The organism is Agrobacterium sp. CGMCC 11546 (assembly GCF_013365515.1).
Taxonomy (GTDB): domain Bacteria; phylum Pseudomonadota; class Alphaproteobacteria; order Rhizobiales; family Rhizobiaceae; genus Agrobacterium; species Agrobacterium fabrum.
In genome coordinates this window covers 2,777,501-2,792,065 of sequence record NZ_CP047387.1, presented here as the reverse complement: position 1 = coordinate 2,792,065, position 14,565 = coordinate 2,777,501, and the positions used below count along the sequence as shown (strand labels likewise).

Sequence of the window (14,565 nt, the reverse complement as noted above, 5' to 3'; positions counted from 1 at the left end):
TCTTGTCCCTCAAATCAGAGCGTGCAGGAAACGCAGCCCTGAACCTGCGTGCCTTCCAGCGCCATCTGACGCAAACGAATGTAATAGATAGTCTTGATGCCTCGTCTCCAGGCGTAGATCTGCGCCCGGTTGATATCGCGCGTCGTGGCGGTATCGCGGAAGAACAGCGTCAGCGACAGGCCCTGATCGACATGCTGGGTGGCTGCCGCATAGGTGTCGATGATCTTTTCCGGCCCGATCTCATAGGCATCCTGATAATATTCGAGATTGTCGTTCGAAAGATAGGAAGCCGGGTAATAAACGCGACCGATCTTGCCCTCTTTACGAATTTCGATTTTCGAAACGATCGGATGAATGGAGGAGGTGGAGTGGTTGATATAGGAGATCGAGCCCGTCGGCGGCACGGCCTGAAGGTTCTGGTTATAGAGGCCTGATGCCATGACATCCTGTTTCAACGCCGTCCAGTCTTCCTGTGTCGGAATGGCGATGCCGGCCTTTTCGAACAACTCGCGGACCTTCTCCGTCGCGGGCAACCATTCCCGGTCGGTATATTTGTCGAAATAGTCGCCCGAGGCATATTTGGAGTTCTCAAAGCCCTTGAAGCTCTGGCCCCGCTCCAAGGCGAGCCGATTGCTGGCACGGATGGCGTGATAGGTCACGGTGTAGAAATAGATATTGGTGAAATCGATACCTTCTTCCGAACCGTAGAAGATGCGCTCACGCGCCAGATAACCGTGCAGGTTCATCTGGCCAAGGCCGATGGCGTGGCTGGCATCATTGCCCTTTTCCACCGAAGGAACGGAGGAAATATGACTCATGTCCGATACAGCGGTCAGTGCCCGGATGGAGGTCTCGATCGTCTTGCCGAAATCAGCGGAGTCCATGGCAGAGGCAATGTTGAGCGAGCCGAGATTGCACGAGATATCCTTGCCCATATGGCTATAGGAGAGATCGGCGTTGAACTCGCTCGCTTCGCTGACCTGCAAAATTTCCGAGCAAAGATTGCTCATGCTGATGCGGCCCGCGATCGGATTGGCGCGGTTCACCGTATCCTCGAACATGATGTAGGGGTAACCGCTTTCGAACTGGATTTCGGCGATGACCTGGAAGAATTCGCGCGCCTTGATCTTCTTCTTGCGGATGCGGCTGTCGGCAACCATCTCGTGATATTTTTCGGTGACCGAGATCTCCGTCAACGGCACGCCATAGACCCGCTCCACATCATAGGGCGAGAACAGGTACATATCCTCGTTGTTGCGGGCGAGCTCGAAAGTAATGTCGGGTATCACCACGCCGAGCGACAGGGTCTTGATGCGGATTTTTTCATCGGCATTTTCGCGCTTGGTATCGAGGAAACGCATGATGTCAGGGTGATGGGCATGCAGATAGACCGCACCCGCGCCCTGGCGTGCACCCAGCTGGTTGGCGTAGGAAAAGCTGTCTTCCAGAAGCTTCATGACAGGAATGACGCCGGAAGACTGGTTTTCGATCTGCTTGATCGGTGCCCCGAATTCGCGAATATTGGTCAGGGACAGCGCCACACCGCCGCCACGCTTGGAAAGCTGGAGAGCCGAATTGATCGAGCGGCCAATGCTTTCCATATTGTCTTCCACGCGCAGCAGAAAACACGAGACCAGCTCGCCGCGGCTTTTCTTGCCGGCGTTGAGGAATGTCGGGGTTGCCGGCTGGAAACGGCCGGAAATGATCTCGTCCATGAGATCACGGGCCAGCTGCTCGTCACCGCGCGCAAGAGCCAGCGCCACCATGCAGACCCGGTCCTCGTAACGCTCGAGATAACGTTTTCCGTCGAAGGTCTTCAGCGTATAGGACGTGTAATATTTGAACGCGCCGAGGAAGGTCGGAAAACGAAACTTCCGGGAATAGGCCTCGTCATAGAGGTCACGGACGAAATTGAAGGAGTACTGGTCCAGCACTTCCTGCTCGTAATATCCCTCCGTTACCAGATAATCGAGCTTCTCCCGCAGATTATGGAAGAAGACGGTGTTCTGGTTGACGTGCTGGAGGAAATATTGCCGGGCAGCCAGACGATCCTTGTCGAGCTGGATCTTTCCGTTCTCGTCATAAAGGTTCAGCATCGCGTTCAGCGCGTGATAATCCAGTCCCGTATCAACCGGTTTCTGGCTTGCGGCTACGGGCTGTTTGGCATCCTTGCGCAGCGCGCTTGAGGTCAGCGTGTCCAAAATCGTTCCAATCCATGTTTGACGTTGGCGACATCTTCTTCCGTGCCGAGAAGCTCGAAACGATAGAGAAACGGCACCGCGCATTTGCGCGAGACGATATCTCCGGCGGATGCGAAAGCTGCGCCAAAATTCGTGTTGCCCGCCGCGATGACACCGCGAATGAGATTTCGGTTGGAGGGCTCGTTCAAAAACCGGATGACCGGCTTCGGCACGGCCCCTTTCGTGCCGCCGCCGCCGTAGGTGGGAGTAACGAGCACATAGGGCTCCGACACCTGAGGCACATCTTCCTCAGCGCCAAGCGGCAGGCGAAACAAACGCCGTTCCAGTTTCAGAAGGAAACGATGGGTGTTTTCAGAACGGCTGGAATAATAGACGATCAGGCCCATCGCCCCCGCCGCCTCAGCTGATCGAGCCGATCATATCAGGCCTGAAACCTGCCCAATGGCGCTCGCCAGCGACGACGACGGGAACCTGCATGTAGCCGAGGCCGCGAACATGATCGAGGGCATCCGTATCTTCGGAAATGTCGATAATCTCATAGGGAACGCCGATGCGGTCGAGCGCGCGATAGGTGGCTGTGCATTGGACGCAGGCGGGCTTGCTGTAAACGGTGACGGTCATAATTTCCCTTTCGAAGCCGATTTCGGACACGGCTCAACATTGCCGATTGCAATCGCAATCGGGTGGCGATGGATCTGTCATTCAGGCGAGGCGCGCGGCTTGAGAGTTCGTCGTATTTTCAGGCGGGAAAACCGGTTCCCATTCCCTGACATACTCAAAGCCGCGGAAAATCACTTTCTACGCCGACGAGCGTAGCAACTCAAAGAAATGCACTGGCATGACTTCACCCCGAAGCTTGTTCTGGAGGGGGCAGAAAAGGGCGCACGCAAATCATTTGCGTCAGACACCTTCCTCCGGACACCCCGCCCGTGGACATTTGCGCTCAAGGCAGGTCTCCTGACTTGCGGGTCACAACATCTATTCCAGCCTTCCCGGAGCTTTTGGCTCCAGTGGCTCAAATCGGAACGATGCTCGCCGCTCACAGTTGCGGGGGCAGTTTCGGCCTTGCTCCGCCGTGATGGCGTTACGCACCGAATTCCCGTCTTAGCTCCCAACCCTAGCGAATCGGAAGAACCTTGAACACCACATATAGTATATGAGAAAATTTTCTCGTCAATAAGTAGACACACAAAAGCCCCACCCTGTGGATCAAAAAGATTCAACACATGGTCAACAAAGGCTTAACGGCAGATCGGAACTGCCACTCAAGGGGGGAAAAGTGTTAATCTATTCCCAGATATCGATGTGGATATCGGCGGGACGGGCGTTTTCGATCACCCTTTTTCCGTTGGGAAGATCGTTTTCAAACAGTTTGGCGTGGATTTGAGCGGCATTGAGCCCATAGCCCTGCCATCTGTTGCGCAGCCTCTCTTCAAGCACCGCGACGGATGGACCCACAAAAATGGTGAGATCGAAACTCCCGGAAAGCACCGTCCATGGCGCCTCGTTGAGCAGCAGATAATTGCCCTCGGCAAGGATCAGGCGCGTGTCCGGCGCAATCGCTCGGGCGGAGGCAATGGCGATCTCGCGGGAGCGGTCGAAAACCGGGACAAGAACTTCCTGCCCGCCCTCGCGGACGGCGGAGACGATATCAAGGAAGCCACGCACGTCGAATGTTTCGGGCGCACCCTTTCGTGACAGCAGACCCCGTTCTTCGAGAATTCCGTTGTCCATATGGAAGCCATCCATGGGCAACACGGCGGCCGTTTCGCCGCGAGCGCGCAAGGCATCACAAAGCGCGTCCGCCAGCGTGGATTTGCCGGCCCCTGGGGGACCGGCAATGGCAATGATGAAACGGGATTGACCCTCTGCCCGTCGAAGCAAGTCTTCGACGATCGTCTCAAGCTTCAGCGTCATGCGGCAAGCGTTTCCTGGGGCGCTTCCTTGGCACCGGTCATGAAGGCGACGGCATCCGACATCGAATAGTCCTTCGGATTGATGACGCAAAGGCGTTTGCCCAGCCGATGAATATGGATGCGATCCGCAACCTCGAACACATGCGGCATGTTGTGCGAGATCAGAACGATCGGCAGACCGCGTGAGCGCACATCGAGAATAAGCTCCAGCACGCGGCGGCTTTCCTTGACGCCAAGCGCCGCCGTCGGTTCGTCGAGGATGACGACCTTGGAGCCGAAGGCTGCCGCACGCGCCACAGCCACACCCTGACGCTGGCCACCCGAAAGGGTTTCCACCGCCTGGTTGATGTTCTGGATCGTCATCAGGCCGAGTTCGGACAGTTTCTCGCGGGCGAATTTCTCCATTGCCGGACGGTCGAGCGCGCGGAACAGGCTGCCCTGAATGCCGGGTTTACGGATCTCCCGGCCCAGAAACATATTGTCAGCTATGGAAAGCGCCGGCGAGAGCGCAAGGTTCTGATAGACCGTTTCAATACCCGCCTTGCGCGCCTCAATGGGCGAACGGAACTGGACGGGCTGGCCTTCGAGCCTGATTTCCCCTTCATCGGGCGTCACCGCACCGGAAATCGCCTTGATGAGCGAGGATTTTCCGGCGCCGTTATCACCGATGACCGCGAGGATTTCGCCCGGATAAAGATCGAAGTCAGCATTATCGAGTGCGGTCACGCGACCGTAGCGTTTAACGAGATTGCGCGCTGTGAGGATAGGTTCTTTTGCCATCAGCCTGCTACCTTTCTAATCCACTGGTCGATTGCCACGGCCAAGATGATGAGGACGCCAATCAACAGATAGGTCCATTGCGGATCTGTCCCGATGAGCCTGAGGCCCAGCGAAAAGACGCCGACGATCAGCGCACCGAAGATCATGCCCATGATGGAACCGCGTCCGCCGAACAGCGAGATGCCGCCGATGACCACTGCAGTGATGGATTCAATGTTGGCGAACTGACCGGCAGTCGGCGACACCGAGCCGATGCGACCGATGAGAGCCCAACCCGCGAAGGCGCAGATAAGGCCGGACAGGGTATAGACGGTCGTCAGCATGCGCTTGACGTTAACGCCAGCAAGTTCAGCCGCGTCTGGATCGTCACCGACCGCATAAAGATGGCGCCCCCAAGCGGTGCGGTTGAGCACATACCAGAGCAAAGCGACGAGCAGAACCATCGCGAGAACGCCGTAGGTGAAGACGGCATTGCCGATACGAATATTATTGCCGAAAAACTGAAGAATGGGCGCTTGCTGGACAATGTCCTGAGCGCGGATCGTCTCGTTAGCCGAATAGAGGAAATTGGTGGCCAGCACGATCTGCCACATGCCGAGCGTGACGATGAAGGGCGGCAGCCGCATGCGCGATACCAGCACGCCGTTGATGAAACCACAAAACGCGCCGACTGCGAGACCGCAAATAATGGAAAGTTCCGCAGGCAGACCATAACGGAAGGTGAACTGGCCCATGACGACGGAGGAGAGAACCATGATGGCACCGACCGAAAGATCGATACCCGCGGTCAGAATGACCAGCGACTGCGCCGCGCCGACAATGCCGACGATTGCCACCTGCTGAAGAATAAGCGTCAGCGAGAAAGCCGAAAAGAACTTGCCGCCCAGCGTCATGCCGAAGATGGCAAGTGACAGCACCAGAACGATCAGGGGAACAGCCGCAGGGCTGGAATGCAGAAAGTGCTGGAATTTTTCCAGCAAACTCTTGTTGTGCGTATCAAAAGCAGCGACCTGGGTCGAACTTCCTGACAGCACTTTTTCAAATTCATTGTGCGGTTGCGCCCGCACTGGCTGATCGCTCATGGATTTTCCTCCCGATCGCTCCATCGCATCAGCCCTGAAGCCGGGATCGCTCTCCGGAGGGGGATAATGCGTAGATTCAAACTGTTGAGAAGCGTGCCTCAGTTCCGTCAGCGGTCGCCCGGCGCGCTCGTTTGTTTCTGTCCGATCACCCAGATCGAGCTCTTAAACCATTCAGGTTAATGGGCGGGGGCAGATTGCCCCCGCGGCTTTTCAAAGGCGCGGCATCAGCCCCAGCACTTCTTCAGGCCTTCCTTGGTGTCGATGGAATCGAGGCCCTTGACCGGCTTGTCCGTTACCAGCGTCACGCCGGTGTCGAAAAAGTTCTTGCCAGCTGTCGGCTTCGGCTTTTCGCCCGTGTCGGCAAACTTCTTGACGGCTTCGACACCGAGCGCCGCCATCAGCAACGGATATTGCTGGGACGTTGCACCAATCACGCCTTCCGCGACGTTCTTAACGCCTGGGCAACCGCCATCGACGGAAACGATCAGTACGTCCTTTTCGCGGCCGACGGCCTTCAGCGCTTCATAAGCGCCAGCAGCAGCAGGCTCGTTGATCGTGTGGACGACGTTGATCGTCGGGTCTTTCTGAAGCAGATTTTCCATCGCCGAACGGCCACCTTCTTCGTTACCGTTGGTAACGTCGTGGCCAACGATGCGCTTGTCGTCTTCATCGCCGATCTTGTTGATGTCCTTCACGTCGATGCCGAAGCCCTTCATGAAGCCCTGGTTGCGCAGCACGTCAACCGTCGGCTGGGAGGGGGTAAGGTTGAGGAAGGCAATTTTTGCGTCCTTGGCCTTGTCGCCAAGGGTACCGGCGGCCCATTTGCCGATCAGCTCGCCGGCCAGAAGATTGTCGGTGGCGAAAGTGGAATCGGCGGCATCGACGGGTTCCAGAGGCGTATCGAGGGCAATGACGAGAAGGCCGGCGTCACGCGCCTTCTGTACGGCCGGAACGATGCCCTTGGTGTCCGATGCGGTGATCAGGATACCCTTGGCGCCATCGGCGATGCAGGTCTCGATCGCGGCGACCTGGCTTTCGGAATCACCGTCGATCTTGCCGGCATAGGACTTCAGCGTCACGCCGAGTTCTTTCGCCTTGGCGGTCGCGCCTTCTTTCATCTTGACGAAAAAGGGGTTGGTGTCGGTTTTGGTAATCAGGCAAACCGACGTATCGGCGGCAGATGCAGCGGAAGCGAAAGAAACGCCAAGCGCGAGCGCGCCCAGAAGAGCGGAAACAGTGGTCTTCATGAGATCCTCCCAATGGATATTTGAGCACCGTGACGGTACCCGACGATCCCGTCTCCTCCGAGATCGACGACCGTTGATGCAGATGGAACCACCAAAGGAAACGGCTGTCAATAAATAAATCCGATTGAATTATTAATTCCGTGTGGCATTCTGACAAGCGGCAAGGAGGAATGTCGCCGCGTCGTTTAACGTTGCGATAGCAAGATTGCCATAAAGCCCCCTGTATCGGTCGCAGCGGATATGGCGGGCGGGAGGATGACATTATGAGACAATCTGTCGAGACGGCGCCGCAAGCGCCGCCCACTACCATGGATATGAGCGGCGGTGCCAACCAGATCGGGGTGCGCGCTTATAACGAGCGGCTCGTGCTGTCCCTCGTTCGCCGTCATGGCGGTCTGTCAAAAGCCGAAATATCAAGACTTTGCGGCCTTTCGGCGCAGACCGTTTCCGTCATCATGCGTTCGCTTGAAAAGGATGGTCTTCTCATTCGTGGCGAAAGACTGCGCGGCAAGGTGGGCCAGCCATCGACACCGATGCGCCTTAATCCCGATGCCGTATTTTCTTTTGGCGTCAAGATCGGCCGGCGCAGTGTCGATCTCGTGCTGATGGATTTTGTCGGGCGCATCAGGCTCAAGCTCCGCAAGACCTATCCCTATCCCATGCCGGAGTGGATATTACCCTTTGTCATAGAGGGCATATCCGAGCTCGAATCAAAACTCTCTGCGGCCGAGCGTCAAAAAATTGCCGGTGTCGGCATCGCCGCCCCGTTCGAATTGTGGAACTGGGCCCAGGAAGTGGGCGCCCCACAAGCGGAAATGGAACGGTGGCGGGACGTCGATATCCGCTCGGAAATTGCCGATGGCATCAGCTATCCGGTCTTTCTGCAGAATGACGCCACAAGCGCTTGCGGTGCCGAACTGGTTTTCGGCGCGGGCCAGAACTATGCGGATTTTCTTTACGTCTTCATCGGCTCCTTCATCGGCGGTGGTGTCGTCTTGAATTCAGCGCTGTTTTCCGGAAAGACAGGCACCGCCGGCGCGATCGGTCCATTGCCGGTGCAGGGGCAGGACGGCAATACGGTTCAGTTGCTGAAAATCGCGTCGATCTTCGTTCTGGAAAACATGCTGCGCGAAAGGGGCATTGATCCCCGTCCCCTATGGTTCTCCCCGGACGAGTGGATCGACTTCGGCGAACCGCTGGAAAACTGGATTCAAAAAACCGCCGCCGCGCTGGCCCAGGCTGTTATTGCCGCGGCCTCCATTATAGATTTTTCCAGCGTCATCATCGATGGTGGCTTTCCCGACTGGGTTCGGACGAGAATCGTTTCCGCCACCCGGCTTGCCCTGAAGCATCACGATCTTCAGGGTGTCACGCTGCCGGAGATCGTCGAAGGTGCGGTCGGCAGCCAGGCTCGGGCAATCGGCGGTGCAAGCCTTCCGCTGTTTTCGCGTTATCTCATCGATCAGAACGTTCTGTTCAAGGATACGACGGGCTGACGGCCCTTATCGGATTCCTTACCCGGCTCTTTTCGGCTGATTTCGCGATCATTCACCAGCAGCGTGCTGCATTATCGTGTCTAGAAAGGCGGGGCCGTACCGCTCCAGCTTGGTTTCCCCAACGCCGGCGATCTGCGCCATCTCCTTCGCAGAGGCAGGTCTCGCCGCCGCGAGTTCAATGAGGGTCTTGTCGTGAAAGATCACATAGGGCGGAACGTTCTGCGCGCGGGCAATTTCCATGCGCTTGGCACGCAGCGCCTCAAAGAGGCCCCGGTCTGCCTCTGGCAGAGCCGTCGACGTTGCATTCCGTGGCGCATCCCGTCGTGTCGACCGCGGCGCTGACGGTATCCTCAGCATCAGGGAAGGCTTTTCCCGCAGGAACCGCCTCCCGTTCTCTGAAATGGACAATCCGCCATGCCCGGTCAGATCCACCTCAATCAGGCGCAACGCCACCAGCTGACGCAGAATGGCCCGCCAAGTGCGATTGTCGTGTTCCTTGCCGATCCCGTAAGTCGTGATGCTATCGTGCCCGAACTTTGTAATCCGTTCATCCTGCGCGCCCAGCAAGACGCTGATGACATAGGCCTGTCCGAAACGTTCTCCCGTGCGGTAAATGCAGGAAAGCAGCTTCTGTGCGGCAATGGCCCCCTCGAATAGATCGGGCGGCGACGAGCAGGTATCGCAATTGCCGCAAGGCTCGCACCGGTCGCCAAAATAGGAGAGCAGCACCTGCCTCCGGCAACCCGCGGTTTCCGCAAGGCCAAGCAGCGCATCGAGCTTCTGTCGTTCCATGTATTTACGCTGGTCCGCAGCGTCCGACTCCTCGATGAAACGGTTGCGCAGGGCAATATCTTCGTAACCATAGAGCATCAGCACATCGGACGGCAGGCCATCGCGCCCGGCCCGGCCGGTTTCCTGATAATAGGCCTCGATGCTTCCGGGCAGATCGATATGGACGACGAAGCGCACATCCGGCTTGTCGATGCCCATACCGAAGGCAACCGTCGCGACGATGATGACTGCCTCACCATGCTGGAAACGGGTCTGGTTTTCCTCGCGGGCGGCCTTATCCATGCCGGCGTGATAGGGCAACGCGTCACGGCCCTCTTCCCGCAGCCATGCCGCCGTTTCTTCCACTTTGCGTTTCGACAGGCAATAAACGATGCCGCTTTCATTTTCCCGGCCGTTGAGAAAACGTTTCAGCTGAGTACGGGGATTGTCCTTCTCCATGATCGCATAGCGGATGTTGGGGCGATCGAAGCCGGCAATGAAGGCATCGGCTTCATCAATGGCAAGATGGCCGAGAATCTCGGCACGGGTGGGTTCGTCAGCCGTCGCCGTCAGCGCCATCCTCGGTGTATTTGGAAAACGCGCGATCAACATATCGAGCTGGCGATAAGGCGGTCGGAAATCATGCCCCCATTGCGACAGGCAATGGGCCTCGTCGACGGCGATCAGCGACAGGTCAATGGATTGAAGCGCATCAAGGACATCAGGCTTCAAAAGGGTTTCCGGCGCGGCGTAGAGAATATCGACGTTGCCGGCTCGCATATCCCGCCAGAGCGTGCGGCGCTCTTCCGGAGAAAGGTCGGAATTGAGAGCTTCGGCTCTTACACCCGCCTGACGCAGCGCGGCAACCTGATCAACCATCAGCGCGATCAGCGGCGAAACGACAAGCCCCATGCCCTCTCTGGCAAGCGCAGGGATCTGGTAACAAAGCGACTTTCCGCCACCCGTCGGCATCAGAACGAACGCATTGTTGCCTGCCACCACATGCTGGATGATTTCGCCCTGCCGTCCGCGAAACGCATCATAACCATAGACGGCCTTGAGGATATTTAAGGGATCGGCATTCACGTCGTTTTTCCACGCTGGGCTTGATGGCGCATCATGTCCATTTCAGGCTTCCTGGCAATGCCGGAGATGGTTTTTCTGAGGGTTGTTACCGTTCCTGGAGGAACGCAAAAAGGGCTCCGAGTTTCCTCGAAGCCTTTTGATATTGGGTTTAAATTTTGGTTGCGGGGGCAGGATTTGAACCTGCGGCCTTCAGGTTATGAGCCTGACGAGCTACCGGGCTGCTCCACCCCGCGTCCAGCGCATTCGGCAAGGCCGAATGTCGCGGTTACGTCGTTGCTTTAGCGACGACGGATCTTTGCCGGAGATAAATTGCGGAGCAATTTATCTCCTGTAAGGGGCGCACATGATTTTGTACGCCATTTCATTTTGTTTAAAGCTCTGCCTTAAACGACGAAAGGCCGCTTGGATAGCGGCCCTTGGTGTCGGCTGGGCCGAGGTATGTGAGTTGAGAAGATTTTGAGTTGCGTTTTGCAGACCTGGCAGCGACCTACTCTCCCGCGTCTTGAGACGAAGTACCATTGGCGCTGGGGCGTTTCACGGCCGTGTTCGGAATGGGAACGGGTGCAGCCGCCCCGCGATAACCACCAGGTCGGCAAAACGCAACATTGTTCATGTTTTCACATGGACTGTTGTTTTCGAGAAGCTGGGTGGCGATGCCACTTTTTATCTTAATTACACGTCTTACTTGACCTGTCCGCATTCTACCTTTGCTCAACAGTGAGCATAGCAGCCATACAGACCAGAGGTCGTCGCGCCTTCCGGTTTTTGCTCTCAAGCAAAATACCTGTGGCGCGGCCCGTCCGGAGCCCATCGGGCGTCAGGACAGAAGAATGATGTCATCGAACTTTGTTCGATGAACATAATCAATGGGAACGAAGAAGTCGATCGAGCTATTAGTAACGGTAAGCTTCACACATTGCTGTGCTTCCACACCCGTCCTATCAACGTGGTCGTCTTCCACGGCTCTGATAGGGAACACTCGTTTTCAGGTTGGTTTCCCGCTTAGATGCCTTCAGCGGTTATCCATTCCGTATATAGCTACTCTGCTATGCCCTTGGCAGGACAACAGATCCACCAGAGATACGTCCATCCCGGTCCTCTCGTACTAGGGACAGATCCTGTCAATATTCCTACACCCACGGCAGATAGGGACCGAACTGTCTCACGACGTTCTGAACCCAACTCACGTACCGCTTTAAATGGCGAACAGCCATACCCTTGGGACCTGCTCCAGCCCCAGGATGCGATGAGTCGACATCGAGGTGCCAAACAACCCCGTCGATATGGACTCTTGGGGGTCATCAGCCTGTTATCCCCGGCGTACCTTTTATCCGTTGAGCGATGGCCCTTCCACACGGGACCACCGGATCACTATGACCGACTTTCGTCTCTGCTCGACTTGTCAGTCTCGCAGTCAGGCGGGCTTATGCCATTGCACTCGACGACCGATTTCCGACCGGTCTGAGCCCACCATCGCGCGCCTCCGTTACTCTTTCGGAGGCGACCGCCCCAGTCAAACTACCCACCATACACTGTCCCGGATCCGGATAACGGACCGCGGTTAGACATCCACGAAGATAAGGGTGGTATTTCAAGGATGGCTCCACACGAACTGGCGTCCATGCTTCAAAGCCTACCACCTATCCTACACATGCCTTGGCGAATGCCAGTGTAAAGCTATAGTAAAGGTGCACGGGGTCTTTCCGTCTGACCGCAGGAACCCCGCATCTTCACGGGGAATTCAATTTCACTGAGTCTATGTTGGAGACAGCGGGGAAGTCGTTACGCCATTCGTGCAGGTCGGAACTTACCCGACAAGGAATTTCGCTACCTTAGGACCGTTATAGTTACGGCCGCCGTTTACTGGGGCTTCAGTTCAGAGCTTGCACCCCTCCCTTTAACCTTCCAGCACCGGGCAGGCGTCAGACCCTATACGTCGTATTGCTACTTCGCAGAGCCCTGTGTTTTTGATAAACAGTCGCTACCCCCTGGTCTGTGCCACCCCATCATACTTGCGTACAAAAGGGTCACGCTTCTTCCGAAGTTACGCGTGCAATTTGCCGAGTTCCTTCAACATAGTTCTCTCAAGCGCCTTGGTATACTCTACCTGACCACCTGTGTCGGTTTCGGGTACGGTCTATACGGTGGAGCTATTTCCTGGAACCTCTTCGCCGCACATTCAATCCAATAAGAATGTACAACACACGAGATCCGTCACTACCACCAGGCCCACGAATATTAACGTGGTTCCCATCGACTACGCGTGTCCGCCTCGTCTTAGGGGCCGGCTAACCCTGCTCAGATTAACTTTAAGCAGGAACCCTTGGTCTTTCGGCGAGGGAGTCTCTCACTCCCTTTATCGTTACTCATGTCAACATTCGCACTTCCGATATCTCCAGCAGCCCTCACGGGTCCGCCTTCACAGACTTACGGAACGCTCCGCTACCACTGAAGCAACCCGAAGGTTGCCTCAATCCTCAGCTTCGGTGCATGGCTTTAGCCCCGTTACATTTTCGGCGCAAAGACCCTTATTTAGACCAGTGAGCTGTTACGCTTTCTTTAAATGATGGCTGCTTCTAAGCCAACATCCTGGTTGTTTTGGGATCCTCACATCCTTTCCCACTTAGCCATGACTTGGGGACCTTAGCTGGAGGTCAGGGTTGTTGCCCTTTTCACGACGGACGTTAGCACCCGCCGTGTGTCTGCCGACTAGTACTCCTCGGTATTCGGAGTTTGGTTAGGATCAGTAAGACGGTGAGTCCCCATAGCCCATCCAGTGCTCTACCCCCGAGGGTATTCGGTCGACGCTCTACCTAAATAGATTTCGCGGAGAACCAGCTATTTCCGAGTTTGATTGGCCTTTCACCCCTAGCCACAAGTCATCCCAATCTATTGCAACAGATACGGGTTCGGCCCTCCAGTTGGTGTTACCCAACCTTCAGCCTGCTCATGGCTAGATCACTCGGTTTCGGGTCTAATGCAACTAACTAAATCGCCCTATTCAGACTCGCTTTCGCTGCGCCTACACCTACCGGCTTAAGCTTGCTAGTTACACTAAGTCGTTGACCCATTATACAAAAGGTACGCCGTCACCCTTGCGGGCTCCGACTGTTTGTAGGCATCCGGTTTCAGGTTCTATTTCACTCCCCTCGTCGGGGTGCTTTTCACCTTTCCCTCACGGTACTTGTTCGCTATCGGTCATGCACGAGTACTTAGGCTTGGAGAGTGGTCTCCCCATGTTCAGACAGGATTTCACGTGCCCCGCCCTACTCAAGGACAATGACTGTTCTACGCGTAAGGGGCTATCACCCTCTATGGCCGACCTTTCCAGATCGTTCCGCTTTATTCATCATTGCCACTGGCCTGGTCCGCGTTCGCTCGCCACTACTTACGGAGTCTCGGTTGATGTCCTTTCCTGCAGGTACTTAGATGTTTCAGTTCCCTGCGTTCGCTTCTTACCCCTATGTATTCGAAAGTAAGATACCTTATAATAATGCTTGGAAACCCAGGCCGTTCGTTAAAACAGACTGGATTTTCCAAGCATTTAAGGTGGGTTGCCCCATTCGGAGATCCATGGATCAAAGCTTATTCGCAGCTCCCCACGGCTTTTCGCAGCGTATCACGTCCTTCTTCGCCTGTGCATGCCAAGGCATCCACCAAATGCCCTTAATTCACTTCTTCGTTCTCATTGTCTATGCTCATCATCTGTTGGATTTGGCAGAACCTTTCCTTCTCGCTTACGCTCAAAGGGGTGCCAAATCGGGCAATCCGGGCAAAACTCAATCTGCCGCGAAAGCCATTCCATCTCTAACGATAAAGAGAGGAACAACGGTTACGGTTACCTTTTACAACCGCAACACCAACGATGACATCGACGTGTTCGATACAATCCTCTTTGAAGGCACGCCGGTGCACTTCGAGGTCGTATCATTAAGACCAGCTTCTCGAGATATCATCCGGTGATGCGCGGTCAGGCAACATCAATC

At 55.9% G+C, this 14,565-nt stretch carries 9 protein-coding genes, 1 tRNA gene, 2 rRNA genes and 1 riboswitch; of the genes, 1 reads left to right on the top strand and 11 read right to left on the bottom strand.

The window, feature by feature from the left end; translation table 11 throughout:
* Positions 1-14 precede the first annotated feature (14 nt).
* From nrdE to GSF67_RS13655, 7 genes are all read right to left on the bottom strand, one after another.
* Positions 15-2,201 carry a class 1b ribonucleoside-diphosphate reductase subunit alpha gene (nrdE, locus tag GSF67_RS13685; RefSeq protein WP_006309894.1) on the bottom strand — a complete coding sequence of 729 codons (2,187 nt, stop codon included), beginning with the start codon at positions 2,199-2,201 and terminating at the stop codon, positions 15-17.
* Positions 2,189-2,587: a class Ib ribonucleoside-diphosphate reductase assembly flavoprotein NrdI gene (gene nrdI, locus GSF67_RS13680; protein ID WP_006309893.1), complete on the bottom strand. Its 399-nt coding sequence runs from the start codon at positions 2,585-2,587 to the stop codon at positions 2,189-2,191. Before nrdI ends, nrdE begins: the two co-directional genes overlap by 13 nt.
* A gap of 13 nt (positions 2,588-2,600) precedes the next feature.
* The gene (gene nrdH / locus GSF67_RS13675) at positions 2,601-2,822 is read right to left on the bottom strand and encodes a glutaredoxin-like protein NrdH (protein ID WP_010970634.1); all 222 of its coding nucleotides are present in this window, start codon (positions 2,820-2,822) and stop codon (positions 2,601-2,603) included.
* A gap of 308 nt (positions 2,823-3,130) precedes the next feature.
* A riboswitch (cobalamin riboswitch) is annotated at positions 3,131-3,355 on the bottom strand.
* 133 nt (positions 3,356-3,488) lie between these two features.
* On the bottom strand, positions 3,489-4,118 hold the full coding sequence (locus GSF67_RS13670; RefSeq protein WP_006309891.1) for a nucleoside triphosphate hydrolase: 630 nt from the start codon (positions 4,116-4,118) through the stop codon (positions 3,489-3,491).
* On the bottom strand, positions 4,115-4,897 hold the full coding sequence (locus GSF67_RS13665; RefSeq protein ID WP_006309890.1) for an ATP-binding cassette domain-containing protein: 783 nt from the start codon (positions 4,895-4,897) through the stop codon (positions 4,115-4,117). The genes GSF67_RS13670 and GSF67_RS13665 overlap by 4 nt, the downstream gene beginning before the upstream one ends.
* The gene (locus GSF67_RS13660) at positions 4,897-5,979 is read right to left on the bottom strand and encodes an ABC transporter permease (RefSeq protein ID WP_006309889.1); all 1,083 of its coding nucleotides are present in this window, start codon (positions 5,977-5,979) and stop codon (positions 4,897-4,899) included. The genes GSF67_RS13665 and GSF67_RS13660 overlap by 1 nt, the downstream gene beginning before the upstream one ends.
* Positions 5,980-6,203: 224 nt before the next feature.
* Positions 6,204-7,226, bottom strand: a complete 1,023-nt coding sequence (locus GSF67_RS13655) for a sugar ABC transporter substrate-binding protein (protein WP_006309888.1) — start codon at positions 7,224-7,226, stop codon at positions 6,204-6,206.
* Positions 7,227-7,489: 263 nt separating this feature from the next.
* Here GSF67_RS13655 and GSF67_RS13650 point away from each other — a divergent pair, with 263 nt between their 5' ends.
* Positions 7,490-8,722 carry an ROK family transcriptional regulator gene (locus GSF67_RS13650; RefSeq protein WP_006309887.1) on the top strand — a complete coding sequence of 411 codons (1,233 nt, stop codon included), beginning with the start codon at positions 7,490-7,492 and terminating at the stop codon, positions 8,720-8,722.
* Positions 8,723-8,770: 48 nt separating this feature from the next.
* On the opposite strand, the gene recQ is transcribed toward GSF67_RS13650, so the two are convergent.
* The 4 genes from recQ to GSF67_RS13630 all read right to left on the bottom strand — a co-directional run bounded on the left by recQ (position 8,771) and on the right by GSF67_RS13630 (position 14,260).
* The gene (recQ, locus tag GSF67_RS13645) at positions 8,771-10,579 is read right to left on the bottom strand and encodes a DNA helicase RecQ (RefSeq protein WP_006309886.1); all 1,809 of its coding nucleotides are present in this window, start codon (positions 10,577-10,579) and stop codon (positions 8,771-8,773) included.
* A gap of 156 nt (positions 10,580-10,735) precedes the next feature.
* A tRNA-Met gene (locus GSF67_RS13640) sits at positions 10,736-10,812 on the bottom strand.
* A gap of 241 nt (positions 10,813-11,053) precedes the next feature.
* A 5S ribosomal RNA gene (gene rrf, locus GSF67_RS13635) occupies positions 11,054-11,168 on the bottom strand.
* 283 nt (positions 11,169-11,451) lie between these two features.
* A 23S ribosomal RNA gene (locus GSF67_RS13630) occupies positions 11,452-14,260 on the bottom strand.
* Positions 14,261-14,565: the final 305 nt, after the last annotated feature.